Origin of the sequence: Amycolatopsis speibonae (assembly GCF_042647925.1) — a bacterium.
Lineage (GTDB): Bacteria > Actinomycetota > Actinomycetes > Mycobacteriales > Pseudonocardiaceae > Amycolatopsis > Amycolatopsis speibonae.
This window is the reverse complement of the sequence record NZ_JBHRWK010000029.1, coordinates 71,142-96,786: the sequence shown is the minus strand read 5'-3', so window position 1 is coordinate 96,786 and position 25,645 is coordinate 71,142. Positions and strand designations below refer to the sequence as shown.

The 25,645-nt window shown below is 68.8% G+C and carries 22 protein-coding genes; 12 read left to right on the top strand and 10 right to left on the bottom strand.

The genetic code is table 11. The annotated features are described in order from the left end of the window. Positions 1-22 precede the first annotated feature (22 nt). Positions 23-2,536, top strand: coding sequence for a glycosyltransferase (locus tag ACFOSH_RS21510; protein ID WP_378240811.1), 2,514 nt, complete (start codon positions 23-25; stop codon positions 2,534-2,536). Continuing rightward, on the top strand, positions 2,529-3,617 hold the full coding sequence (locus ACFOSH_RS21505) for a glycosyltransferase family 4 protein (RefSeq protein WP_378240810.1): 1,089 nt from the start codon (positions 2,529-2,531) through the stop codon (positions 3,615-3,617). Before ACFOSH_RS21510 ends, ACFOSH_RS21505 begins: the two co-directional genes overlap by 8 nt. Before the next feature lie 268 nt (positions 3,618-3,885). Here ACFOSH_RS21505 and rfbD read toward each other — a convergent pair whose 3' ends face one another. After that, the gene (rfbD, locus tag ACFOSH_RS21500; protein WP_378240809.1) at positions 3,886-4,764 is read right to left on the bottom strand and encodes a dTDP-4-dehydrorhamnose reductase; all 879 of its coding nucleotides are present in this window, start codon (positions 4,762-4,764) and stop codon (positions 3,886-3,888) included. After that, positions 4,761-5,744 carry a dTDP-glucose 4,6-dehydratase gene (rfbB, locus tag ACFOSH_RS21495; RefSeq protein ID WP_378240808.1) on the bottom strand — a complete coding sequence of 328 codons (984 nt, stop codon included), beginning with the start codon at positions 5,742-5,744 and terminating at the stop codon, positions 4,761-4,763. Before rfbB ends, rfbD begins: the two co-directional genes overlap by 4 nt. A gap of 150 nt (positions 5,745-5,894) precedes the next feature. On the opposite strand from rfbB, the gene ACFOSH_RS21490 reads away from it, so the two are divergent. The 3 genes from ACFOSH_RS21490 to ACFOSH_RS21480 all read left to right on the top strand — a co-directional run bounded on the left by ACFOSH_RS21490 (position 5,895) and on the right by ACFOSH_RS21480 (position 9,570). Then, the gene (locus ACFOSH_RS21490; protein WP_378240807.1) at positions 5,895-7,433 is read left to right on the top strand and encodes an LCP family protein; all 1,539 of its coding nucleotides are present in this window, start codon (positions 5,895-5,897) and stop codon (positions 7,431-7,433) included. 90 nt (positions 7,434-7,523) lie between these two features. Next, on the top strand, positions 7,524-8,852 hold the full coding sequence (locus tag ACFOSH_RS21485) for an LCP family protein (RefSeq protein WP_378240806.1): 1,329 nt from the start codon (positions 7,524-7,526) through the stop codon (positions 8,850-8,852). A 10-nt stretch (positions 8,853-8,862) separates the two neighbouring features. Next, a complete protein-coding gene (locus tag ACFOSH_RS21480; RefSeq protein WP_378240805.1) occupies positions 8,863-9,570 on the top strand; it encodes a TIGR03089 family protein in 708 nt (235 codons plus the stop codon). Between the two features lie 62 nt (positions 9,571-9,632). Here the strand turns inward: ACFOSH_RS21480 and ACFOSH_RS21475 are convergent, their stop codons facing one another. Then, a complete protein-coding gene (locus tag ACFOSH_RS21475; RefSeq protein WP_378240804.1) occupies positions 9,633-10,058 on the bottom strand; it encodes a DoxX family protein in 426 nt (141 codons plus the stop codon). A 212-nt stretch (positions 10,059-10,270) separates the two neighbouring features. Here ACFOSH_RS21475 and ACFOSH_RS21470 point away from each other — a divergent pair, with 212 nt between their 5' ends. Then, positions 10,271-10,726: a hypothetical protein gene (locus tag ACFOSH_RS21470; protein ID WP_378240866.1), complete on the top strand. Its 456-nt coding sequence runs from the start codon at positions 10,271-10,273 to the stop codon at positions 10,724-10,726. Here the strand turns inward: ACFOSH_RS21470 and ACFOSH_RS21465 are convergent. Then, positions 10,674-11,102 carry a hypothetical protein gene (locus tag ACFOSH_RS21465; protein WP_378240803.1) on the bottom strand — a complete coding sequence of 143 codons (429 nt, stop codon included), beginning with the start codon at positions 11,100-11,102 and terminating at the stop codon, positions 10,674-10,676. The two genes, ACFOSH_RS21470 and ACFOSH_RS21465, sit on opposite strands and share 53 nt — an antisense overlap. A gap of 394 nt (positions 11,103-11,496) precedes the next feature. After that, a complete protein-coding gene (locus tag ACFOSH_RS21460) occupies positions 11,497-12,669 on the bottom strand; it encodes an acyl-CoA dehydrogenase family protein (protein ID WP_378240802.1) in 1,173 nt (390 codons plus the stop codon). 105 nt (positions 12,670-12,774) lie between these two features. Here ACFOSH_RS21460 and ACFOSH_RS21455 point away from each other — a divergent pair, with 105 nt between their 5' ends. Continuing rightward, positions 12,775-14,424: a class I adenylate-forming enzyme family protein gene (locus ACFOSH_RS21455; protein WP_378240801.1), complete on the top strand. Its 1,650-nt coding sequence runs from the start codon at positions 12,775-12,777 to the stop codon at positions 14,422-14,424. Between the two features lie 69 nt (positions 14,425-14,493). Here the strand turns inward: ACFOSH_RS21455 and purE are convergent, their stop codons facing one another. From purE to ACFOSH_RS21430, 5 genes are all read right to left on the bottom strand, one after another. Continuing rightward, positions 14,494-14,991: a 5-(carboxyamino)imidazole ribonucleotide mutase gene (gene purE, locus ACFOSH_RS21450; RefSeq protein ID WP_378240800.1), complete on the bottom strand. Its 498-nt coding sequence runs from the start codon at positions 14,989-14,991 to the stop codon at positions 14,494-14,496. A gap of 12 nt (positions 14,992-15,003) precedes the next feature. Continuing rightward, positions 15,004-16,188 (bottom strand): 5-(carboxyamino)imidazole ribonucleotide synthase, encoded by a 1,185-nt coding sequence (locus tag ACFOSH_RS21445; protein WP_378240799.1) that lies wholly within the window; start codon positions 16,186-16,188, stop codon positions 15,004-15,006. 13 nt (positions 16,189-16,201) lie between these two features. Beyond that, positions 16,202-17,407, bottom strand: a complete 1,206-nt coding sequence (locus ACFOSH_RS21440) for a glycosyltransferase 87 family protein (RefSeq protein ID WP_378240798.1) — start codon at positions 17,405-17,407, stop codon at positions 16,202-16,204. Next, positions 17,382-18,749, bottom strand: coding sequence for a glycosyltransferase 87 family protein (locus ACFOSH_RS21435; protein WP_378240797.1), 1,368 nt, complete (start codon positions 18,747-18,749; stop codon positions 17,382-17,384). Before ACFOSH_RS21435 ends, ACFOSH_RS21440 begins: the two co-directional genes overlap by 26 nt. Positions 18,750-18,828: 79 nt before the next feature. Then, positions 18,829-19,689 (bottom strand): GGDEF domain-containing protein, encoded by an 861-nt coding sequence (locus tag ACFOSH_RS21430; protein WP_378240796.1) that lies wholly within the window; start codon positions 19,687-19,689, stop codon positions 18,829-18,831. A 257-nt stretch (positions 19,690-19,946) separates the two neighbouring features. On the opposite strand from ACFOSH_RS21430, the gene ACFOSH_RS21425 reads away from it, so the two are divergent. The 5 genes from ACFOSH_RS21425 to ACFOSH_RS21405 all read left to right on the top strand — a co-directional run bounded on the left by ACFOSH_RS21425 (position 19,947) and on the right by ACFOSH_RS21405 (position 25,638). Next, positions 19,947-22,244: a sigma-70 family RNA polymerase sigma factor gene (locus tag ACFOSH_RS21425; RefSeq protein WP_378240795.1), complete on the top strand. Its 2,298-nt coding sequence runs from the start codon at positions 19,947-19,949 to the stop codon at positions 22,242-22,244. Between the two features lie 9 nt (positions 22,245-22,253). After that, positions 22,254-22,754 carry a GtrA family protein gene (locus ACFOSH_RS21420; protein ID WP_378240794.1) on the top strand — a complete coding sequence of 167 codons (501 nt, stop codon included), beginning with the start codon at positions 22,254-22,256 and terminating at the stop codon, positions 22,752-22,754. 218 nt (positions 22,755-22,972) lie between these two features. Next, positions 22,973-23,512, top strand: a complete 540-nt coding sequence (locus tag ACFOSH_RS21415; RefSeq protein WP_378240793.1) for a GtrA family protein — start codon at positions 22,973-22,975, stop codon at positions 23,510-23,512. Between the two features lie 85 nt (positions 23,513-23,597). Continuing rightward, positions 23,598-24,005, top strand: coding sequence for a hypothetical protein (locus ACFOSH_RS21410; protein WP_378240792.1), 408 nt, complete (start codon positions 23,598-23,600; stop codon positions 24,003-24,005). 274 nt (positions 24,006-24,279) lie between these two features. After that, positions 24,280-25,638 carry an MFS transporter gene (locus ACFOSH_RS21405; RefSeq protein ID WP_378240791.1) on the top strand — a complete coding sequence of 453 codons (1,359 nt, stop codon included), beginning with the start codon at positions 24,280-24,282 and terminating at the stop codon, positions 25,636-25,638. Positions 25,639-25,645: the final 7 nt, after the last annotated feature.

Here is a 25,645-nt window from a genome sequence, read left to right as displayed (position 1 = left end):
ATCGAGTGCAGGGAGTACGGCTTTGGCGCAGGGGGAAACGCAACCGGTCGTCTCGGTGGTCGTGGTGAACTACCGGGGAGCCGCCGACACCGTCACCTGCCTGCGCGCACTCGCTGAACACGATTACCCGAACCTCGAGGTCATCTGCGTCGACAACGCCTCCGGCGGCGGCGACGTGGCCGAGATCAAGGCCGCCGTCCCGGGCGTCAAGCTCGTCGAGTCCCCGGTGAACTCCGGCTTCGCGGGCGGCTGCAACCTCGGCGCGAAGCACGCCACCGGCACCGTCCTCGCCTTCCTCAACAACGACGCCCGCCCGGCTCCCGGCTGGGTCGGCGCGGCCGTCGCCGAACTGCGCGCGCAGCCGACGGTCGCCGCCGTGGCCAGCAAGGTCCTCGACTGGGAGGGCACCGGCACCGACTTCGTCGACGCGGGCCTGACCTGGTTCGGCATGGGCTACAAGCGCCACGCCGGCAGCCCGCTGTCCGACGTCCCCGCCGCCGAACACGAGATCGCGAAGGACGTCCTGTTCGCGACCGGTTCGGCGATGTTCGTCCGCGCCGGGGTGTTCGCCGAGCTCGGCGGATTCGACGAGCGGTTCTTCATGTTCTACGAGGACGTCGACCTCGGCTGGCGGCTCAACCTGCGCGGCTGGCGCGTGCGGTACGTGCCCGAGTCGCTGACCTATCACAAGCACCACGCCACGATGTCCACAGTGGACGCTCCCGACTCCGGCCGCGAGACGTTCCTGCTGGAGCGCAACGCGTTGGCCGCGCTGTACAAGAACCTCTCCGACGAGACGCTCACGCGCGCGCTGCCCGCCGCGCTGGCGCTGGCCGTCCGCCGGGCGACGGCGCGCGGCGACCTCGACGCCACCCAGCTCGACCTCGCCTATGGCGTCGGCCCGGCCGAGACCGGTCCGGTCGAGGTACCGAGGACCACCCTGGCCGGCGTGCTCGCGATCGATCAGTTCGTCGAGCTGATGCCGTCGCTCGCCGAGTCCCGCGCCGCCGAGCAGGCCGCCCGCGTCCGCACCGACGCCGACCTCCTTCCCTTGATGCGCAAGGCTTTGGAGCCCGCGTATCCGCTTCCGCGCTATCTCGCCGCGCACGACATCCTGGTCGAGACGTTCGGCATCGACGCGCTCTTCGGGCAGCGCCGCAAGGTCCTGGTGATCACCGGCGACGCGATCACCGAACGGATGGCGGGCCCGGCGATCCGCGCGTGGAACATGTCCGCGACGCTGTCCACCGAGCACGACGTCCACCTGGTGACGGTCAATCCGCTCGTCGACCCGCCGCCCGCGCCGTTCCGGGTCAGCGCGGCGACCCGGCGCGATCTGGAGACCCCGATCGCCTGGGCCGACATCGTCGTCCTGCAGGGTCACGTGCTGGAACTCGCGCCCTCGCTCAAGAAGCAGTACGCGCACAAGATCGTGGTCGCGGACCTGTACGACCCGATGCACCTGGAGCTGCTCGAACAGGGCAAGGGCGTTCCCGACGACAAACGCGCGCTCGACCTCATCGGCGTCACCAAGGTCCTCGACGCGCAGCTGGAACGCGGGGACTTCTTCCTGTGCGCGTCGGAACGGCAGCGTCACTTCTGGCTGGGTCACCTCGCCGCGATGGGCAGGCTCTCACCGCGACTGTACGACGCCGACCCGACCACCCAGTCGCTGCTCTCGATCGTCCCGTTCGGACTGTCCCCCAGCGCCCCGGTCCGCACCGGCCCCGGCCTCCGGTCCACTTTGGACGGCATCGGCGAGACCGATCACGTCGTGCTGTGGGCGGGCGGGGTCTACAGCTGGTTCGACCCGCTCACCCTGGTCCGCGCGATCGAGCAGCTGCGTCAGCGCCGCGGCGACGTCCGCCTGGTGTTCCTCGGGATGAAGCATCCCAACCCCGAGGTCACCGAGATGGACATCGGGGCGCGCACGATGCTGCTCTCCGACACGCTCGGGCTCACCGGCAAGCACGTATTCTTCAACCAGCACTGGGTGCCGTACGAGGAGCGCCAGAACTGGCTGCTGGACGCGAACTGCGGCGTCACCACGCATTACGAGCACGTCGAGACGACGTTCGCGTTCCGCACCCGCGTGCTGGACTACCTGTGGGCCGGGCTGCCGATCGTCACCACGGACGGCGACTCGTTCGCCGACCTGGTCCGCGACGAACGGCTCGGCGTCGTCGTCCCGGCCGAGGACGTGGACGCGCTGGCCGCCGCGCTGGAAAAGGCGTTGTACGACGAGGAATTCGCCGCGGGCTGCGTCGAACGGATGGCCGCCGTCGCCCAGCGCTACGCCTGGCCCGAGGCGCTGAAACCGCTGGTGGAGTTCTGCCGGAACCCGCGGCCCGCCGCCGACCGGCTGCCCGGTTCGGACGACCTCGTGGTCACCGCGCCGGTGCGGGGTAAGGAAATGCTGCGCCGCGACGTCGACCTGATCCGCGAGTACCTCGCCGACGGCGGCCCGAAGGAACTTGTGCGGCGCGTCGGCGGCCGGGTGCTCAAGGTCGCGAAGCAGAGGCTCGGCCGTGGCTGACCGCCCCTTGCGCGTCCTGCTCGACGGGACCCCGCTTCTCGGTGCCAGGACGGGTATCGGCCGATACACCGTCGCCCTGTCCGAAGAGCTGGCGTCGATGTCCGAAGTGGACACTCGCGCGGTCGCGTTCACGTTGCGCGGCTGGCGACGGCTGCGACATGTGCTCCCGCACGGCGTCCGGGCCCGCGGGATGCCGGTGTCCGCACGGTTGCTGCGCAAGACGTGGCTGCGTTCCCAGCTGCCGCCGGTGGAACTGTTCGCCGGGCCGACGGATGTCGTGCACGGCACCAACTTCGTGCTGCCCGGCCGGTTCCGCGCGGCGGGCGTGGTGACGATCCACGATCTGGCCTTTTTGGACGCTCCCGAGGAGCTCGCGCCGAGCGATCACGAACTCCCGGGCCTGGTCCGCCGGGGCGCCCGGCTCTCCGACGTGATCTGCACGCCCACCAACGCCGTCGCCGATCAGATCGCCGAACGGCTCGACGTGGACCGCCGCAAGATCGTCGTCACCCCGCTCGGGGTGAACCCGGCCTGGTTCACCGCGCGCCCGCCGGACAAGGAACGCCGCAAGGAGCTCGGCCTCCCGGACAAGTACCTGCTCTTCGCCGGTGCCCCGGGGCCCCGCAAGGGTTTGCACTGGCTCCAGCAGGCGCACGAGGCCGCGCCGGATCTGCCGGATCTGGTGTTCGCCGGACCGGGTTCGTTCTCGGTCGGCTCGCGTTCGCGGCACCTCGGCTACCTGTCCGACGTCAACCTGCGGACCGTCGTCGCCGGGGCGAGCGCGCTGGTGCTGCCGTCCCGCGACGAGGGCTTCGGGCTGCCGGTGCTCGAAGCGCTGGCGTCGGACGTGCCCGTGGTGTGCACGGACATCCCGGCGCTGCGCGAGGTCGCGGGGAACTGCGCGAGCCTGGTGCCTTACGAGGACGTCGACGGGCTCGTGGAGGCGCTGCGGATGGCCGTCAGCGACCCGCACGCCGTCGCCACTTCGGCCACGCGCCGCGCCCACGTCGCGAACTTCACCTGGCGCGCGTGCGCCGAACTCACCGTCGCCGCGTACCGCCAGGCCAGCACGAAGCACTGACCTCCCGCGTTTCGTCCTCTGAATGCGGTCCTTGCGCGGGCAAGTACCGCATTCAGAGGACGAAACGCGGAGCGTTCGTGGGCGGGTCCAGTGGCCTCCGCCGACTGTTCGGTACAGCTGGTCGTGAGTGGTAAGTCGCGTTAGAACGACACTTGCCACTCACGACCACCCCGACCGCCCCCTCACCGCCACCCAAGAGGTCCCGAAAGCCACTTTCGCGACACCCGAATCGCCCTTACCGCATTCAGAGGACGAAACGCGAAGAAGGTCAGGAAGCGAAGTAGGCCTTGAGGGCGTCGGGCCAGTCGCGAAGCGGCGTGAGACCCGCCTCGCGCCACGAAGCGTTCGACAGCACTCCATACGCCGGGCGCGCCGCCGGACGCGGGAACTCCGCCGTCGTACAGGGCTTCACCCGCGCCGGATCCGCGCCGAGTTCGGCGAAGATCGCCCGCGCGAATCCGCACCACGTCGTCGACCCGCCACCGGTGCAATGCAGCACCCGCTGCGTCGGCCCTTCTCCGGCGACGATGCGACCGGCCAGCTCCAGCAGCCCGGCGGCGAGATCGCGGGACCATGTCGGCGCACCGGTCTGATCGTCCACTACGGACAGTACTTCGCGTTCTTTCTCCAGCCGCGCCATGGTCTTCACGAAGTTCGACCCGGTCTTGCCATAGACCCACGACGTCCGCACGATCCAGGACCGGGCGCCCGACCCGAGCACCGCGTCCTCGCCGGCCGCCTTCGTCCGCCCGTACGCGTTGAGCGGCGCCAGCAGATCCGTGACCTCGTACGGCGAAGTCGCGTCACCGGCGAAGACGTAGTCCGTGGACACGTGGATGAGCGGCACCCCCCGCGACGAGCACGCCGCGGCGAGCACGCGGGGTCCGTCGGCGTTCACCGCGAACGCCCGCTCCTCGTCGGTCTCCGCCGCGTCCACCGCGGTGTAGGCCGCCGCGTTGATCACCACCGGCGACGTCCCCGCCGCCCGCGCCCGGTCCGCCAGCTCGGTCACCGCGGCGACGACCTGACCGGTGTCGCGCACGTTCAGCTCCGACGACGACGGGGTCGCCGCATCCGGCGCCAGCGCCGCGATGTCCTGCCCCAGCTGGCCGGATCCGCCCGGTACGAGAACGCTCAGCACCGTCATTCCCCCGCGCGGTTCTTCAGCGGCTCCCACCACGAACGGTTTTCGCCGTACCACGCGACAGTGTCCGCCAAACCGTCCTCAAAGGACATCCGCGGCGCGTAACCGAGTTCCTGCGAGATCTTGGCGATGTCCACCGAGTACCGGCGGTCGTGCCCCTTGCGGTCCTCGACCGGCTCGACACTCTTCCAGTCGGCGTCGACGGCCGTCAGCAGCCGCTCGGTCAGCTCGCGGTTGGTCAGTTCCGTGCCACCGCCGATGTTGTAGACCTCGCCCGGCCTGCCGCCGTCGGCGACGAGCTGGATCCCGCGGCAGTGGTCGTCCACGTGCAGCCAGTCACGCACGTTGAGCCCGTCGCCGTACAGCGGGACCTTCTTGCCGTCGAGCAGGTTGGTCACGAAGAGCGGGATGACCTTCTCCGGGAACTGGTACGGACCGTAGTTGTTCGAGCACCTCGTGACACAGACGGGCAGTCCGTGGGTACGGAAGAAGGAACGGGCCAGCAGATCCGAGGACGCTTTCGACGCCGAATACGGCGAATTCGGCTCCAGAGCGTGGTCTTCGCTCCAGGATCCCTCGTCGATCGAGCCGTAGACCTCGTCGGTGGACACATGGACGAACTTCCCGACCTCGGCCTCGAGCGCGGCCTGCAGCAGGGTCTGCGTGCCGAGCACGTTGGTCAGCACGAAGTCGGCGGCCCCGGCGATCGAACGGTCCACATGGGACTCGGCGGCGAAGTGGACGACCAGGTCGACGCCCCGCATCAGCTCGCTGACCAGCGCGGCGTCACAGATGTCGCCCTTTTCGAACCGATAGCGCGGGTTCTTGCGCACCGGCTCCAAGTTCGCTTCGTTGCCCGCGTAGGTGAGCTTGTCGAGCACGATCAGCTCCGCGTCGGCCATGCTCGGGTATGCCCCCGTCAGCACCTGCCGGACGTAATGCGAACCGATGAACCCGGCACCCCCGGTGACCAGCACCCGCATCCCGCGATCCTCCCTTTACGACTTCCCGGCCGGCCGAGTGTGTCACGACCGGGGCAACCTTTCACCAGCCTACGGACGTCTAACAGGGGGATCAGTAGAGTCATGGACGAGGCACGCGTGTGCCCTGGGGAGATTCGTGGAGGACCGCACGTGACCGAGTGGCCCGGGCCACCCATTCCGGCACGCCGCGGCGGCGTCGCGGTGCTCGCCCGTCGTGGGGTGAAGGTCGTGTTCAGCCTGGTCTCGATCACGATCCTGACGCTGACCTGGTGGGGCTGGCAGTCCATCGGCGACCTGTCGCAGGGCTTCGCGACCACGAACATCTTCGAAGACGATGGCCACCCACCGGCGAAACCGCTGGACGGCGCGATCGACATCCTGCTCGTCGGCCAGGACAGCCGCACCGACGCGCAGGGCAACCCGCTGCCGCGCGAGGTCCTCGACATGCTGCACGCCGGCGTCGCCGACGGTGAGCGCCAGACCGACACGATGATCCTGGTGCACATCCCCCAGAACGGGAAGAAGGCGGTCGCGTTCTCCTTCCCCCGTGACTCGTGGGTCGAGATCACCGGTGGTTTCGGCAAGCACAAGCTCAACAGCGCGTACGTGTACGCCTACAACGACACGTCGAAGACGCTGCAGCAGCAGGGCAACTCCAACCTCAAGGACGTCGACGCCAAGGCCAAGGACGCCGGCCGCAAGAACCTGATCGCGACGCTGGAGAAGTTCATCGGCAAGCCGAAGATGATCGACCGGTACGCCGAGGTGAACCTGTCGAGCTTCTACGAGATCACGAAGGCGATCGGCGGCGTCGAGGTCTGCCTGAACGGCCCGGTCAAGGAACGCAAATCCGGCGTGGACCTGCCTGGCGGGAAGCAGACCATCGAGGGGGTCCAGGCGCTCGCGTTCGTCCGCCAGAGGTACGACCTGGAGAACGGCGACCTCGACCGGATCGCGCGCCAGCAGGCCTTTCTGTCCGGGCTGGCGAACAAGGTCCTCTCCTCCGACGTCCTGATCAACCCGGCGAAGATCTCGAACCTGATCGACGCGGTGAGGAAGTCGGTCGTGCTGTCGGCGGGCTGGGACCTGCCGGAGTTCGCCGCCCAGATGCGCGGGCTGACCAGCGGGAACATCGAGTTCCACACGATCCCGACCCAGGGCGTCGCGACCATCGGCGGCGCGTCGGTGCTCCGGGTGGACCCGGCAGAGGTCCAGGCCGAGATCAGCCGCCTGACCTCCGACGGACAGACCGCGCCCACCGACACCCCGGCCAAGCTGCCGGGCGCGGAGGCGGTGACCGTCGAACTCTTCGACGGCTCCGGTTCGCCCACCGTCGCCACCGAGACACGGAATCTCCTGCAGGGCAAGGGTTTCAAACTCGCCGCCGACACCAAGCTCAGCACCCGCAACTCGACGGTCATCCGGCACGCGCCGGGCGACGAGGCCGGGTTGGCCCTGATCAAGCAGGTCTTCGGCACCGCGGTGCAGACCGAAGCGGATCGCGACGTCGCCCCCGGCAAGGTGCGGATCCTGCTCGGCAAGGACTTCAAGGGCGCTCCCGCCGGCGCCGAGACCACGACCCCGCCGAAGTCGCCGCCCGCTTCGAAGCCGGCTCCGCCGCCTTCCAGCACTCCGGCGGCGCCCACTTCGGCGCCGATCGTCGCGGGCGATGTGCCCTGCGTCAATTAATCTCCGGGTACTCAGCGTGGCCGACCTCAAGGTGGCCTAGCCTTCTCCTACGATCGGACTGACGGGCAGCGACGGGGGAGGTGAACAGGGATGGACAGCGAGGACAAAGCCGCCAACGAACAATCCGGACAGTTGGACGCCGAAGATCCACAGCCGGAAGAGGCCACCACGTCGGACACCGAGAGTGACGAAAAGCCCCGGTTCATCCCGACGCCGTACCCGCGGAATCCGCTCCCTCAGCCGTCCGCCCCGCCCGAGGACAAGGACGAAGACGAAGCGGTTTCGGGTGTGCTGGCCATTCCCGAACGCCCGCTGCGCCGCTTCGGCCGGTACACCCGCCGGATCGCGCTCGGCCTCGTGTCGCTGCTCGCCCTCGGCACGACGGGTTACGCGTACGTCACCAAGGACCAGCTGCAGAACAACGTCCCCACGACGAACGCCCTGAGCAAGGCCGACGATCCCGCCGCGCCGCCCGCCGACGACGGCGCGAACGACATCCTCCTGGTCGGCAGCGACGCGCGGACCGACGCGCAGGGCAATCCGCTGCCGCTGAAGGTGCTCAAGGAACTGCGCACCGAGGAGAAGGCGGGCATCAACACCGACACCATCATCATCCTGCGCATCCCGAAGAACGGCGGGAAACCGTCGGGCGTCTCGATCCCGCGCGACACCTGGACCGACATCCCCGGCCGCGCCCCGAACAAGATCAATTCGGCGTACGGCGTCGCGAAGGCCAACTACGCGAACGCGCACCGCGGCGAGTCCGACCAGGCGAAACTCGAACGCGATTCCGACCAGGAAGGCCGCAAGGCGCTGGTCCAGACCGTTCAGGACCTGACGAAGATCCGCATCGACCACTACGCCGAGGTCAACCTGCTCGGGTTCTATCTGCTGACCGAGGCGCTGGGCGGCGTCAAGGTCTGCCTGAACCACTCCACCGAGGACAAGGATTCCGGCGCGAACTTCCGGCGCGGCGAACAGACCGTGTCGGGCGGCGAGGCGCTTTCCTTCGTACGGCAGCGGAAGAACCTGCCGCGCGGCGACCTCGACCGCATCGTGCGGCAGCAGACGTTCCTGTCCTCGGCACTGAACCAGGTTCTCTCGGCGGGCACGCTGACCAGCCCGTCGACGATGAGCGGCCTGATGGACGTCGTGCACCGGTCGATCGTCCTCGATGAAGGTCTGGACCTGCTGGAGTTCGCGCAGCAGGCGAAGGGGATCGCGTCGGGCGACCTGACGTTCACGACCATCCCGGTGGTGAACATCAACGGCCGCAGCGCGGACGGTCAGAGCATCGTCGAGATCGACGCCGCCGCCGTGCGGAGCTTCGTCTCCGGGCTGGTCGGCCGGGGCGGTGGCGGCGGGGCCGCCGGCGCGGCTCCCGTGCTCGCCGCGTCGAGCGTTCCCTGCGTGAACTAGCGTTGGGGGCGTGAGCCTCACCGAACTGCTGCTGCGGCCCCTGCTCGGGTCGCCCGCGAAACCGCTGATCACACACTACGACGACAAGCAGGGCAGCCGGGTCGAGCTGTCTGTGGCGACCACGGTGAACTGGGCCGCCAAGACGGCGAACTGGCTGGTCGACGAATTCGACGTCGAGCCAGGGGACGAGGTCGCGGTGGTGCTGCCGTCGCATTGGCAGACCGCCGGTGTCCTGCTGGGCGCGTGGTGGTGCGGCGCCAGGGTGATGACGGAGACCGCGGGCGCGCGGGTGGCTTTCGTCGCGCCGGGCGGCGTCTCCGAGGCAGCCGCGACGGCCGTCGTCTCGCTGCATCCGATGGGTCTCGGGCTGCCCGCCGGTTCCGTGCCCGACGGAGCGCTGGACTACCTGACCGAGGCCAGGCTTTCGGGCGACCAGTTCAGCCCGCTGTTCCCCATCCCCGGTGACACTCCGGCGCTGGGTTCGTCCACTGTGGATGAAGTGCTGGCCGAGGCCCGCTCCCGCGCTTCCGATGCGGGACTGTCCTCCCAGGACCGCGTGTTGTCCACTGTGGAATGGTCCGACGAGGACGGGATCCTCGCGGGATTCCTGACGCCGCTCGCGGCCGGTGCGCATCTGGTCCAGGTCACCGACGCGGATCCGGCCAAACTCGCTTCCCGGCGCGAAGCCGAGCGGACGACCGCGGATCTCCCCTCCTGAAGCGCGATGAAGGGGCCTTTCATCGCAAATTTTGCGATGAAAGGCCCCTTCATCGCACTGGGTCAGGCGTCCTGAAGCTGCTTCGCCTCACGCTTGCGTCCGAAGAGCACGTGGTCGAGCGACAGTTTGCCGGCGTTGAAGCCGATCGCGAGCCCGGCCACCGCCAGGACGAGGACGAGTTCGTAACCGCCCTGACCGGTCAGTCCGTTGTCGAGGTGCACCGAGAGCAGGGCGCCGACGGAAACCACGACGAAGCCGATGCCCACCAGCGGCGTCAGGAAACCGACGATGAACAGGATCGAACCCACGATCTCCACCGCGATCGCGAAGATCGCCGCGAGCGTGGGCAGCGGGATTCCGGTCTGCTCGAAGAACTTCGCGGTGCCGTCGATCCCGTTTTCCCACTTCTGCAGGCCGTGTGCGAGGAAGACCACACCGACACCGATCCGGCCCAGCAGGAGGGCGACATCCTTGAAACGAGCGAACATCGGGTCTCAGCTTTCTGGTCGGTGAATATTCAACTTACCGAGATCACGGTAAGGCACCGGGCGCCCCGGGCGGCACCTCCGGAGCGTGATCGACAGGTACCCGACAGGAACCGGACCCGGTCGGCGGCATGTCCTCTGTGGAAGGTCGTGGGCGTCATTCCCCCGTACGGCGCCGTTGTCCCGGGCGCCCGACGGGCAGAATCTCCTGCGTGATGGATGAACGTCTGATCGGCCTTTGGTCGGACCGCATGCTGTACCCGAGCGATGTCGAGTCCGCCGAACTGGCGTTCCGCGGCGACGGCTCCGGCTGGCTCTACTGGTCGAGCTGGAGCACCGAGTTCACAGTGTCGCGCTACACGTGGGCGGCGTTCACCCCGGGCGCCCTGGTCCTGAAATTCCATCGCACCGTCAACGGCACGTGGTCGATCGAGGACGGCATCACCAGGCACGACGTCGAATCCGACAAGAAGGAAGAAGCCGTGATCGAGGTCGGCTACGGGATCACGCCCGGCGCAGACCCGTTCGGCAACCCGGTGACCCTGCTCTCCTTGGATCGTCCGCTGGACGACCACCTCGCGGGCTCGCGGTTCGCGTGGGCCGAGAAGCCGGAATCGCTCAGCGACCCGTCCGCCGATGCTCCGCGGCCAGGTCCGACCAGCCCCCACTGACGGCCAGCAGCGTGAGCACCCGCTCGGCCTGCTCGGCGAACCCGGCCAGATCCGCGTGCAGCAACGCGATCCGCTCGGCGTCGAGCGGGACCTCGTCGTCGGCCCACAGCTCGATCACCGTGCTGACCGTCCACACGAGGAACTGGATGATCCGGATGAACTCCTCCGACGGCTCGTCGACGGCGCCGCGATACCCCGTCTCGATCTCGTCGCAGGCCGCGACCAGCTCACGCAGCGGCTTGACGACGTCGGCCGCCGTCCCGTCCCACGCGGCCGACGGCCACGTGCGATCCCCGAGCTCGAGCCACAACCGCCAGCCGGCGATCAGCTCGGCCTCGTCGTGCGGTGTCCACGACACCGAAGCGAACCAGAACATCCTTCGAGAGTGACACCGGCGGTCCATGATCGCCGTACTTCCGTGAAGCATCTCACCGGCGCACTCCCCCGGACCGCAATCCGTCACCTACTTGCGCACGGCTCGCCCACCGCCGGTTTCGCGTGACCAGACGGCGAACTCGCGTGATCGGGGACCGAACTCACGTGATCGGACGGACGACACTCGGCCATCCGGCCGCGGGCGTGTTCCGCACCCAATCACGCGAGTTCGCCGCTCAAACACGCGACCCTGGTCCGCAATTCGTCCTCTGGTTGCGATAGTTGCACGCGCAAGGACCGCAACCCGTCCTCTGCTTGCGTCGGCCCCTAAGTACGTGAAGGCCCCCTTCATTGCGCCTGGCGCAATGAAGGGGGCCTTCACGTACTTAGCAGATTCAGCCCTTGAGCAGGGCGCGCGCCATGACCATGCGCTGGATCTGGTTGGTGCCTTCGTAGATCTGGGTGATCTTCGCGTCGCGCATCATGCGCTCCACCGGGAAGTCGCGCGTGTAGCCCGCGCCACCGAAGAGCTGCACCGCGTCCGTCGTCACCGACATCGCGATGTCCGACGCGTACGCCTTCGCGGCCGCGGCCATGTAGCCGCCACGCTTGTCGCCACGCTCGGTCGCCGCGGCGGAGGCATAGACGAGGTTCCGGGCGGCCTCGATCTTGATGCCCATGTCGGCCAGCATGAACTGGACGCCCTGGAACTCCGAGATCGCCTTGCCGAACTGCTTGCGCTCCTTGACGTACGCGATGGACGCGTCGAGCGCGCCCTGCGCGATGCCCAGCGCCTGCGCGCCGATGGTCGGGCGGGTGTGGTCGAGGGTGCGCAGCGCGGTCTTCAGGCCGGTGCCGGGCTCGCCGATGATGCGGTCGGCCGGGATGGTGCAGTTCTCGAAGTGGATCTCGCGGGTCGGCGAGCCCTTGATGCCGAGCTTCCGCTCCTTCGAGCCGACAGTGAAGCCGGGGTCGTCCTTGTGCACGACGAACGCGGAGATGCCGTTGGCCTTCTTCTCGGCCTCGGGGTCGGTCACCGCCATCACGGTGTACCAGGACGATTCACCCGCGTTGGTGATCCAGCACTTGGTGCCGTTCAGCACCCAGTGGTCGCCGTCGAGCTTCGCGCGGGTGCGCATCGAGGCGGTGTCCGAGCCGGCTTCGCGCTCCGAAAGCGCGTACGACGCCGAGGCCTCGCCCGAGGCGATCGACGGCAGTACGAGCTTCTTGAGGTCTTCCGACGCCGAAAGGATGATCGGCACCGTGCCCAGCTTGTTCACCGCCGGGATCAGCGACGCCGACGCGTCGACACGCGCGACCTCTTCGATCACGATGCAGGCGGCGATGGCGTCCGCGCCCTGACCGTCGTAGGCCTCTTCGATGTGCACGGCGTTGAAACCCGACTTGACCAGCGCGTTGTACGCCTCGATCGGGTAGCGCTCGTCCTCGTCGACCTCGGCCGCGTACGGCTCGATCTCCTTCTCCGCGAGGGCACGCACCGCGGCCCGCAGCTCCTCGTGCTCCTCGGCAAGCTGGTACAGACCCGGGCCGTCAGACACCTTCGTCACCTCTTCTAACCGCGTTTGGGAGTTTGACCGATGTTAGCGCTCGTTCACATTCTGCGACATCGCGAGCGCTTGTGTCTTTGACCGCAAAGTCCGTACGTTCGGGTGATGCAGCTCACTCCGCTCCCCCGGTCGCTCGACTATCCCGAGGTCCCCGTCGGTTCGGTCCTGGCCGGAGCCGCTGCTCGCTGGGGCTCCCGCACGGCCTTCGCCCACGGAGACCGGAGCCTCACCTTCTCCGAGACGTACAGCGCGGCCTGCCGGTTCGCGAACGCTCTGCGTGCCGAGGGCATCGGCCGGGGCGACGTCGTGGCCCTCCACCTGCCGAACTGCCTGGCTTACCCGATCGCGTACTACGGGACGCTGCTCGCGGGGGCCACCTTCAGCCCGGCGAACCCCCTGCTCCCGCCGGACGACCTCGCCTTCCAGCTGGCCGACGCCGGTGCGGTCGCCGCCGTCACCGTCGGCCCTGTCGCCCGGGTGCTCGCTTCGGTCCGTGATCGGACCTCGGTCCGGCTGAGCATCGTCGTTCACCCGCCCGAAGCGGTGAGCGAGGGTGAAGTCGAGTTCACGGAGTTCCACTCCGGTCACTCCGACGAGCGGCCGGACGTCGAGATCGACATCTACCGCGATCTCGCCCACCTGGCGTACACCGGCGGCACCACCGGCCGCTCGAAGGGTGTCTGCCTGCCGCACCGGAACGTCGTGGTCAACAGCCTGCAGAGCTCCTGCTGGCGGCTGGGCGCGCTCCCCGCTGTCGACGCGTCGGGCGAAGTGATCGTCGTGCAGCACGGAAGCCCCGACGAATGGCCGTCCAGGATCGGCACCGGGATCGCCCTCAACCTGACGCCGTGGTTCCACGCGATGGGGACCATCGCCGCGCTCAACGTCCCGCTGCTCGACGGCGCCACCATCGTCCTGCACGACCGCTTCGACCCCGCCGCGTACGTGGCCGACGCCGAGCTGCTGCGGGTCACCACCATCGGCGGGGCGCCCGCGCTGTTCGCCGCGCTGCTCGCCTGCCCCGAATTCCACACGGCCGACCTGTCCTCGGTGCTGACCATCGGCTCCGGCGCGGCGCCGATGAACCACGAGATGATCCGCGCCCTGCAGAACCGTTTCCCCGGCGTGCTGGTCATCGAGGGCTACGGGCTCACCGAGGTCACCATGGGCGCCGTCATCGCGCCGTCCTATCGCTCCGCCGTCCGGAAGGTCGGCTCGGTCGGCCTGCCGCTCCCCGACACCGAGATCAAGATCGTCTCGGCCGAAGGTGGCGAGGATCCGTTGCCCGCCGGGGAAAGCGGTGAGGTGTGCCTGCGTGGCCCGCAGGTGATGACCGGCTATCGCCACCGGCCCGAGGAGACCGCGGCCGCGCTCGTCGACCGCTGGCTGCACACCGGCGACATCGGCGTTCTCGACGAGGACGGCTATCTGTCCATTGTGGATCGCAAGAAGGACATGCTGCTGTACAAGGGATACAACGTCTTCCCTCGCGAACTCGAAGAGCTGCTGATCACTCTGCCCGGCGTCACCGCGGCGGCCGTCGTCGGCAAACCGGACACCGAGGTCGGTGAACTGCCGGTCGCGTTCGTGGTCCGCAGCGACGAGAACGTCACCGCCGAACAGCTCCTGGAAGCCGTCGGTGCTCGTGTCCTGCCGTACAAACGGCTGCGGGCGATCCACTTCGTCGACCAGATCCCGGTCTCGGCCGCCGGGAAGGTACTCAAACGGGAGCTGCGGAAGCAACTCGCCGAGTGATTCCCCGCATTTCGTCCTCTGAATGCGGTAGTTCGCCACCGAACCAGCGCATTCAGAGGACGAAATGTGTCAGCCTTCGACGCGTTTGCGCAGCGCGGCGTCCTTGTCCAGCACCAGCTGCTCCAGATCCGCCTGGAACCGCGCCATCTTCGCCTGCAGCCCCTCGTCGGACGCGGCGAGGATGCGCACCGCGAGCAGACCGGCGTTCCGTGCCCCGCCGACGGAAACCGTCGCGACCGGGACACCGGCGGGCATCTGCACGATCGAGAGCAGCGAGTCCATCCCGTCGAGGTACTTCAACGGGACCGGCACGCCGATCACCGGCAGCACCGTCGCCGACGCGACCATGCCCGGCAGGTGCGCGGCACCGCCGGCGCCCGCGATGATCACGCGCACGCCGCGCGAAGCGGCCGACGTCGCGTAGTCGAGCATCCGCTGCGGAGTGCGGTGCGCCGAGTAGACGCCGACCTCGTACTCGACGCCGAACTCGCCCAGCGCCTGCCCGGCCGCTTCCATCGTCGGCCAGTCCGAATCGCTGCCCATGATCAGGCCAACCTGCGGCGACATACTCAATTACTCCTAGTGGATCTCGTAGCCGTCGAGCCAGACGGCGTGGGAAAGCCAGTGCGCGGCGAGCAGCGCGCGGTCGCGCAGCTCCTCCATGCGTTCGCCCACGAGGTTGACGTGGCCGAGTTTGCGGCCGGGACGCTCTCCCTTGCCGTACAGGTGGACGCGGATGTCCGGGTACCGCGCGAACAGATGGTGCAACCGCTCGTCCGGCCCCATCTCCGGCGCCTCGGGAGCACCGAGGACGTTCGCCATCACACAGGCGGGGGCGATCAGGTCGGTCAGCCCGAGCGGGTAGTCGAGTACGGCGCGCAGGTGCTGTTCGAACTGCGACGTCCGCGAGCCGTCCTGCGTCCAGTGTCCCGAGTTGTGCGGGCGCATGGCGAGCTCGTTGACCAGCAGGCCTTCGTCGGTCTCGAACAGCTCGACGGCGAGCAGCCCGGTCACGTTCAGGGTGGCCGCGATCCGCAGCGCGAGGTCCTGCGCCTCCTGCGTGCGCGCGACGCTCAGCCCCGGCGCCGGAGCGAGCACCTCGGTGTTGATCCCGCCGGACTGCACGGTCTCCACCACCGGCCACGCCGCGCCCTGCCCGAACGGGGAGCGGGCCACCAGCGCGGACAGTTCGCGCCGCATGACGACCTTTTCCTCGACCAGCAAGGGGGTTCCGGCTTCGAGCAGTTCGGGGACGGTCTCGCGGGCCTGCTGCGCGGTGTCGAGCATCCAGACGCCGCGGCCGTCGTAGCCGCCCTGCGCCGCCTTGAGCACCACCGGCCAGGAGTGCTTGTCACCGAAGGAGAGCACATCGTCCACAGAGGACACTTCGGCGAAGTCGGGGCCAGGGATCTCGAGTCCGGCCATCATCTCGCGCATGACGAGCTTGTTCTGCGCCATCGACAGCGCGGCCGGATCGGGCCGGATGGTGACGCCTTCCATCGCGAGCGTCAGCAGGTGCTCGCCGGGGACGTGCTCGTGGTCGAAGGTCAGCACGTCGACCCCGGCGGCGAACGAGCGCAGCGCTTCGAGGTCGGTGTGGTGCCCGTGCACGACCTCGCCCGCGACGAGGCCGGCGGATTCGTTCTCCCCGGCGGCCAGCACGCGCAGGGACTGGCCGAGGGAGATCGCCGCCTGGTGGGTCATCCTGGCCAGCTGTCCGCCGCCCACCATGCCCACGATCGGAAGACCGGTTCGTTTGTCCATAACGAGGAGCAGATTACTTGGCCGCCACCGCCGCGACCTGGGCGGACCCGCGTCGCAGCTCCCGCACGGCCAGGCCTGTGATGGCGATCGCAGCGGCGAGGACGTAGACGTTGCCGAGCAGCGACCAGCCCAGCCCCCAGCCGAACTCGGTCTTCCCGCCGTTGGGCACGAACATGATCACCCCGCTCGCGAACAGCACCGCGACACCGGCGGCCGGGATCCACGATCGGCGCAGCACCAGCAGGACGAGCAGCGGCACCGTCCACACCCAGTGATGTGACCAGGACACCGGCGAGAGCAACAGCCCGTAGAAGGCGGTCACCAGCAGCGCGCCGACCTGGTCGCCACGACGGTGCAGGCGCACGACCAGCCAGACGGCGGGGACGGCCAGGACGGCGCCGATCGCGACGGCGACCGTCAGCGACCACGGCGCGAGTTCCGAAGCGCGGTTCACCAGGCCGTTGAGCGACTGGTTGAAGATCCAGTGCACGGAGCCGACCCGGCTGGGGTCGGTCGCCGATTCGGTCCAGAACCGGACGGCGTCACCGGGGATCACCGCGAACATCACGGCTTCGAGCACGCCGAACGTGCCGAGCGCCCGCAGCGCGTCCTTCCAGCGACCGGTGAACAGCAGATGCGGCACGAAGATCAGCGGCGTCAGCTTGATCGCGGCCGAGATCCCGATCAGCACCCCGGCCCAGCGCGAACCCCGGGCCGAAAGCACCAGGACGTCGAGGACGATCAGCGCCATCAGGATGAGGTTGATCTGGCCGAGGAAGATCGTCTTCCAGACCGGCTCCAATGCCAGCGCGCCCGCCGTGGCCAGCGGCAGCACCCACCATCGGGTGATGGGGGCACCGCAGGCGCGGGCGACGACGGAGATCACGGCGCTCAGGCAGACCAGCGAGAGCGCGCCGGCGACGCCCCAGGTCAGCCCGGCGGGGACGATCGCGAGCGGCAGGAACAGCGGCGCCGCGGCCGGGGTGTAGGTGAACGGCAGCAGCACCCACGGCGGCAACGTCGTCAGCGCTTCGCGGGTGTAGAGCGGCTCACCTTTCAGCAGGGTGAGGGCACCGGCGCGATAGACGGCACTGTCCGCGCCGAGGTGCCATTCGCCGAGCCAGGCGACGACGCCCAGCGCGAGCATGGCCAGCGCGAGCGCACCGGCCAGCGCGGCCCCGACGACCCGGGGCTCAGCCGCCGGACGCGACTTCAGCATGTTTGTCGCCGTCCCCCGCAGCGTCATCCCCCGTGCCCCGCTTCCGGCGCAGGTACCACCAGCGCCCGGCCAGCGCGACGGCCAGCACCAGCGGCATGAAGATGTACGCGCTGCCGAGGATGTTCTGCCACACCTTCCAGTGCAGCTCCACGTTGCGGCCGTTCGGCAAGATCAGCAGCACGCAGCTGATGAAGACGAAGAACACCGCGAAGGTGCCGAGCCAGCGTTTCCACGCGGTGGCGGGGGTGGTCTTCGGCAGGCGCGAGACCAGCAGGACGACCAGCGGCGCCACCCAGACCCAGTGGTGGGTCCAGGAGATCGGCGAGATCAGCAGGATCCAGAACGCCGTCACCAGCATCGCCGCGAGCGCCTGGCCCTTGCGATGGAACCGCAGCACCAGCCAGATCGCCGGAATCGCGAGCAGCGCGCCGATCCCCATCGCCGCCTTCGACGCCCAAGGCGCGAGTTCGGTGAAGCGGTTCATCAACGCGTTCAACGACTGGTTGCCCGCCCAGTGCACCGGGCCGATGCGGCCGGTGTCGGGCAGCGTGTAGGTCCAGTACCGGAACGCGTCGTGCGGGATGATCAGGAACATCAGGCCCTGCAGCACGATGAACGTGATGAGCCCGCGGATGGCGTCCATCCGGCGGCCGGTGATGAACAGATGTCCCAGGAAGACGATCGGGGTGAGCTTGATCGCGGCCGCGACGCCGACGAGCACCCCGCCCCAGCGGCTGCCCCTGGCCCCGATGACCAGGATGTCGAGCATCACCAGCGCCATCAGGATGATGTTGATCTGGCCGAGGAAGGTCGTGCGCCACACCGGCTCAAGACCGAGGAAGACCAGGAAGAACGCGATCGTGGACCGGGCGGGCGAGGCCCACCAGCGGGGGCCGTCGGTCGAGGGCTTCGGCAGCGCGCCGATGGCGATCCGGACGCACAGCGCCAGCGCGAGCAGCGAGACCGCGGTCAGGAGCCCCCAGGCGACCTGCGTCGGGACCAGCGCGAGCGGGATGAAGAACAGCGCCGCCGTCGGCGGATAGGTGAACGGCAAAAGCGCCCACCACGGCTCCACCGGAAGCGTGTTCGCGTCGTACAGCGGATCGCCGTTGAGCAGTGTCTCCGCACCGGCGCGGTACACCGCGCTGTCCACGCCCAGCACCCATTCGTGCTGCCATCCCCAGATACCGAAACCGATCGCGACCAGCGGGATCACCGACAGGATCAGGATCGATCTCGGCCGGACGGACAAGCGGGCGAGCGACCTCCGCAGCGACAGGCGATGCTGCGGGCGGCTCGCCGAAACGTCGCCGTTGGTGTCGGCGGGAACAGTCCGGGTCACGCAAACAGGAAATCATGAACCGGGTCTTCGCACCTCGACAGGGTCGCCCGTGACCAGGAGAACGTCCTGCGCTACCCCGTCAGGACCGCGCGAGACCGCTGAGGAGATCGCACGCCTGGTCGTAGGTCGCCGGGAGCCGGACGGCCGAAATCTGCGGACGACCGGTGTCACAGAGCTGGGCGTCCACCGAAAGCCGCTCGTTGAGCGCCCTTCGCAGCGCGACGCCGGACGAAGCGAGCCTCACGTCCTTCGGCACCAGCACGCCCGCGACGGACGGCCCGAGCGACGCGACGCTCTCCCCACCGTCGAAAACCTGCTTCAACGCGTCCGCGACCAGGATCATCCCGGTCAGCCGGGGCCAGCCCGCGACAGCGCTGAAGTCCATCGAGACCACGAGCAGGGTGTGCACCTCCGACACCGGCCGCTCCTCACGGCGGGCCTGGCGGTACAGCTCACTCAACCTGGTCCTCAGGTAGGCGGCGGTGGGCAGCCCGGTGAGCGGTTCGGTGACTTCGGTGTTCACGAGCTGATCGGTCGCGACGTCCGCCCACGCCAGCGCCGTCACCCGGAGTAACCGGGAAGGGGTCGTGTCGACATCGGGTGCGATGAAGCCGTCCACCGCGTCCGGGTCGGCGAGCACAGCGTGCAACGCCGCGAGATCCGCGAGCGTCTCCGCCAGCCCGGCACCCGCCGCGGCGCGTGCCCGGCCCAGTCCCGCGAGCGCGGTTTCCGCCACGTCGGCGGAAGCGACCCGGCCGTTCTTGATCACCGCCGCGCAGACGGCGTCGACCTCGGGGAGGCCCCAGTCACTGGGGAAACGCCAGCCCGCGGCCAAACTGGCTGTCCGCCAGCGGGCCCGCAGGGCGCGAAGAGAGCGATCTCGTTCGAACCGGTTCCAGGCGGCTTGCCCGTCGGGCGCACCAGTCGCCGGTACGTCCACTGCCCACCGCCCCTTCCGTTCCGGATCTTTTCGATCTTGCGATCGCTTCACGGTGGGGACGCCTGTCCACGTCGTGCGTGACGGCGTTTTCCAAGGATCTTTCCGAACTCTTCGGTAACCCGTCCCGGGTGAAGGCGTTGGGCCCTCCGGGTCATCGGCAGGGCCGCGAGGTGACGTGCGTCGCCCGTTCCGTCACACTGAGCGTGTTCGGGCGTTAGGAAGAGTAGACCCGCCTAACCCGCAGATGAAGGAGTCCCGTGTCCACCGTTCCCGCCGATCTCTCCGGTAAGAGTGACGCCGAGCTGATCGCCGAGGTGCGTGACGGGAAGATCGCGTCTTACGGAACGCTTTACGAACGTCACTCCGGCGCGGCGCACAATCTCGCCCGCCAGCTCGCCCGATCGAGTTCCGAAGCCGACGACCTCGTTTCCGAAGCCTTCGCGAAGGTGCTGGACACGCTGCGCGGTGGCAAGGGCCCCGATGCCGCTTTCCGCGCGTACCTGCTGACGGCGCTCCGGCACACGGCCTACGACAAGACGCGCAAGGACAAGCGCCTCGACCTGAACGAGGACATGTCCGACGTCGGCGGTGCCGTCGGCGAAGCGCTGACAGTCCCCTTCTCCGACACCGCCGTCGCCGGGCTCGAGCGCACGCTCGCCGCGAAGGCGTTCGCCCGGCTGCCCGAACGGTGGCAGGCGGTGCTGTGGCACACCGAGATCGAGGGACAGAGCCCCGCCGAGGTCGCACCGCTGCTGGGACTGACCGCGAACGGTGTCTCCGCGCTCGCCTACCGCGCCCGTGAGGGTCTGCGGCAGGCCTATCTGCAGGTCCACCTGGCCGAGAACTCCGGCGAACGCTGCCGCGCGAGCGCGGACAAGCTCGGCGCGTGGACTCGCGACGGGTTGTCCAAACGTGAACGTGCCCAGGTGGAGAGCCACCTGGACGAATGCGAGAAATGCCGCGCGCTGGCCGCGGAACTGGCCGACGTCAACACCGGTTTGCGCGGGATCATCGCGCCGATCGTGCTCGGTGGCGCGGCTCTCGGCTACCTCGCGACGACCGGGGCGGGCAAGGCGGGCGCGGTCACCGCGGCCGCGACGGCCGCCGCCGCGGGTTCGAGTTCGGGCGGGGCGGCCGGCGCCGCCGCGGCCGGACCGCGCCAGTTCGCCGGGGTGGCCGGATCGGGCGCGGCCATCGTCGCCGCCGTCGCGGTGGCGCTCGCCGCCGGTGGCGGCACCCAGGAGATCCCGGCGGCCGCGGCCGTCCCGCCGCCCGCCGTGGCGCCCGCTCCCAAACCGGTGATCCCTCCGGTCGTGCCGCCCGCGCCGCCTGTGCCTCCTCCTGCTCAGCCCGCACCTCCTGCACCCCCCGCACCTCCCGCACCTCCCGCGCCTCCCGCGCCTCCCGCGCCTCCCGCGCCTCCCGCGCCTCCCGCTCCGCCGGCGGAGCAGCCTCCTCCGGCTCAGCCGCCTCCGCCCGCCGAGCCGCCCGCGTCTTCGCCGGTGATCCCGGCACCCCCGGCGATGACCGCGTCGACCCCGCCCGGCGGTGTCCAGCTCAAGCCCGGCGAAGAAGCCGACCTGCCGATCACCGTGCGCAACGACGGCGGATCGAAGTCCGAGCCCGTGGCGGTGGCGCTGAACCTGCCGAAGGGCGTGAGTGCCGTTCCCACCGCCGGAGGCGGTGGCGCGATGGGCGTCAACGGTTTCCGGCAGCAGGCACCCGCTCCGATCGCGGTGAGCTGCCCGGGCGGCACCGGCACGGTGACCTGCAAGACCGGAACCGGCCTCGAACCGGGACAGTCCGCTGTGCTGACGTTCCGGCTGCTCGCCGACGACACGGCCGTGAACGGCAGCATGGTGACCGGTTCGGTGACGGCGGGCGCGCGGATCAAGGTGTCGGTCGCGGTGAAGGTCAAGGTGCCGGCACCGCCGCAGGACGATCTCACGCTCGCGGTCAAGACCGATGCGCTGTCGGCGTACCCCTGGAACCGCCATCCGCGGGTGCGGATCACGGTGACGAACACGGGCGAATCGACGAAACCGGTGACGGTCACCCTCGACCAGCGCTTGCTCTTCTCCTGGAGCGTGTCCGGTATCCGGTGCACTCCGACCGGCGGAGGCGCGTCATGCACTTCGCGCGGTTCGCTGACTCCGGGACGCCAAGCGAGCGTGTACGCCGTGTTGAAGAACCGCCCGGCGGAAAACGTCCCGTTGACGGTGAACGCCACCCTCGGCAGCGCGAAGGCAGGGCCTGAGCGGATCTACTTCGACTGCTGGCGCCACTGGTGTGACGACAACGGGCTGCTTCCGCCGACCACCGTGCCTTCGCTGCCTTCGGTCACTTCGAAGCCTCCAATCACTTCGCAGACTCCGAAGCCGGGACGACCTGGGTGGCCTTCGCCGTCGAAGAAGCCTTCGCCGTCGGCGACGCCTTCGGAACCGGCGAAGCAAGAGCCCACCCCGCCGGCCGCGACCACGAGCGCGCCGCCGCGACCGGGCAAGTCGAAGCCGACCACGTCGCCCGACGGAGTGGTGGATCGCGCCTTCGAGTAGCGTGCCCGCATGCTGGGGAGGCACCGGGAGCTGCTGCGGTTCGCCGTGGTCGGGGGCGCGAGTTTCGTCATCACGATGACGATCACCTACGGGCTGAAGTTCACCGTGCTGACCGACAAACCGGTGACCGCGCTGATGATCGGCGTGCTGGTGGCGACCGTTTTCTCGTACGTCGCGAACCGTGAATGGTCCTTTCGTTTCCGCGGCGGCCGTGAGCGGGCCCACGAGGCGACGCTCTTCTTCCTGCTCAGCGCGATCGCGCTCGGCCTCAACGCGCTGCCGCAGCTGATCTCGCGGCACGTGCTCGATCTGGAACAGCCGCATGTCGGGCTGCTGACGCAGGAGATCGCGGACTTCGTCAGCGGCGTGGTCATCGGGACCCTGCTCGGCACGGTGTTCCGATGGTGGTCGTTCAAGAAGTGGGTCTTCCCGGAGCCCGGCGCGCGGCCGCGGCTGGTGCGGGGCGACGGGCCACCTGCTACCGACATCTCCGAGGACTCGGCCGCCTGATCCGACCACTTTCCGCAGGTCAGAGCGCTCGGCGATACCAAAGGTCCCTTGCTTCCCCGGCGCGATCGGCGCCTGCTTTCGCGGTCTTGCTCAGTACAACTGAGGCGAAAGTTGAGGCCCTGGACTTTCGTCTCGCCGAAACACCCAAAGCGTCATATAACGTGCCGCCTATCCCCCTCCCGACCCATTCGGCGGCCTGTGCGAATTAGACTGACCGTGTGACCGTGGTCGAATCCGTCCTTTCCCGGACGCCCGAGCCGCTCCGATCCGTGCTGATCAAGCACCGCGAGCTGTTGAAGTTCGCGATCGTGGGCGGTACGACGTTCCTGGTCGACAACGGCGTCTGGTACCTGCTGAAACTCAGCGTGCTGGAGTCGAAGCCGACCACGGCGAAGGCGATCGCGATCATCGTCGCCACGATCGTGTCCTACATCCTCAACCGCGAATGGTCCTTCCGGACCCGTGGCGGCCGCGAGCGGCATCACGAGGCGGCGCTCTTCTTCGTGATCAGCGGGATCGCCGTGGTGGTCAACCTGATCCCGCTCTACGCGTCGCGCTACGTCTTCGATCTCGAAGTGCCGCACGTGACCCGGTTCGTCCAGGAGTTCGCGGACTTCACAAGCGGGTCGATCATCGGCATGTTCCTGGCGATGTTCTTCCGGTTCTGGGGTTTCAAGAAGTGGGTCTTCCCGGACGAGCTGGGCGAGCGGCGCCGGGACAGCGACGAGCCGGACGACGACGTCGTCCCCCTTCGCTGAGGACGTCCTTGGTTCCGGAGCGGAACACCACGCGCCCGGCGGCGGACGATCCGGCCTCACCCTGCATCCCGACGGTTCGGTGTCCGTGGCGGACAACGGGCGAGGCACCGCCACCCGCGTCGATGAGCAGGGGCAGACCGCGAAGAAGCCGATCATGTCGACGAAGGATCTGAGGTTCTTCGACTTCCCCGACGCCCAGCTGCTTCCCGATGGCCACCCGCGCCGGGGAATGTCCGTCGTCGCGGCGCTGAGCGATTGGCTCGTCCATACCAACCGGCGCCATGAGGGTTCGTGGACCCAGCGCTACGAACACGGCGTCCCGGTCACCGACCTGATCCCGATCGCCGAGGACGGCACGACCGGGACGACCGTCCTTTTCCACCCGCAGGAGGACCTGCGCACGGCCGCTCAGCCGTCGGCAAGCACGCTGAAGCGATGGGCGGGGTCATGGCCGCAACTGTCCACCGAGACGCTTGACCGGCGGATCGGCTGACTTCTCGAACTTATACTTGTCAAAAGACATGTGATTGTCTAGGGTCATCCATATCAACGTTCCTTCACTGATGACGCCGGCCGGGTTCGTACGGTCGAGCGGGACGAATCCGAGGTGATCGCCAAGCGCGAAGAGGACCGCATCCGGTTCGGATGACGGTTGAGCCTTTTCCCGTCTTGGCGGGGACCCGGGCTGCTTTCGAGCACAGCTGCTTTCGAGCACTGCCCTGCGTCCTTCGCGTTCCCTCGTTTCTTCCAGTGAATGGACCCTTTTCTTGAGCACCGCTCTCGGCGCGCCTCCGCGCGCCCGAAACACCCTTGCCCTCGTCGGGCTCTTCGCCGCCGTTTTCCTGGCGATGCTCGACGCCCAGGTCGTCGCGACCGCCCTGCCGCGAATGGTCGGCGAACTCGGCGGCGCCACGTCGTTCGCCTGGGTCACCACCGCCTACCTGCTGGCGGGCAGCGTCAGCGCGCCCGTCTACGGAAAACTCGGCGACCTCTTCGGCCGCAAACGTGTCGTTCTCGTCGCGATCGCGCTGTTCGTCCTCGGCTCCCTCGCCTGCGCGCTCGCGCCGACGATGCCGCTGCTGATCGCCGCCCGCGTCCTGCAGGGCATCGGCTCCGGCGGCCTGTTCGTCGCGGTCGCCGCGATCATCGGCGAACTGTTCCCCGGTCGCGAAGGTGCCCGTTATTTCGCCTGGTTCTCGCTCTGCTTCGCCGGTTCCTCGCTGGCGGGCCCTGTCGTCGGCGGCTTGCTGACCGACCTCGCCGGCTGGCGGTCGATCTTCGGACTCAACGTGCCGATCGGACTGGTCGCGCTCGTCGTCGTCGCGCGCTTCCTGCGGCTCGAACGACGCCGGACGGCCGCACCGTTCGACTTCGCGGGCATCGTCGTCCTGTCCGGCGCGATCGTCGGCCTGACTCTGGCGACACCTTTGTCGGCGTCGATCGGCGCGGTGCTGCTCGTCGCTTTCCTGGTCATCGAACGCCGGGCGGCGGAACCGGTGATCCCGCTTCGGCTGTTCCGCGCCAGGATGTTCGGCCTGAGCGTGCTGGCCAGTGCCGCGGCCGGGTTCGTCTTCCTCGGTTCGGTCAACTATCTGGCGCTCTTCCTGCAGACCGCGGGCGGCGCCGGGCCTTCGGCAGCCGGGCTCCTGCTGCTGCCCATGACGCTCGCGGTCGCCGCGTCGTCGATGGTCGCGGGCCGGATCATCGCCAAGACCGGCGCCTACCGCTGGGCGCCGATCCTCAGCATGACCCTCGGCCTCGCCGCCGCCCTCGCGATGTCCACAATGGACGAAACGACACCGTTGCCGCTCGTCGTCGGCTATCTCGTCGTGTTCGGCGGGGCGGCCGGGCTCAACATGCAGGTGCTTTCCATGGCGGCCCAGCAGAACGTCGCCCGGACCGATCTCGGCGCCGTTTCCGCGACCGTCGGCTTCCTGCGGTCCCTCGGCACCACCGCCGGGCTGACCGTTTTCGGCGCGGTGTTCACGAACGCCTTCGCCACCGGCAGTCCCGCCGGGTACGCCTCCGCGCTCAACGGCGTGTTCTGGGTGATGGTCCCGGCCCTGGTGATCGGCCTCGCCGCTTCCCTCTTCCTGCCGCGCGTTTCGTTGCGGCGCAACCACTGAAGGAGTT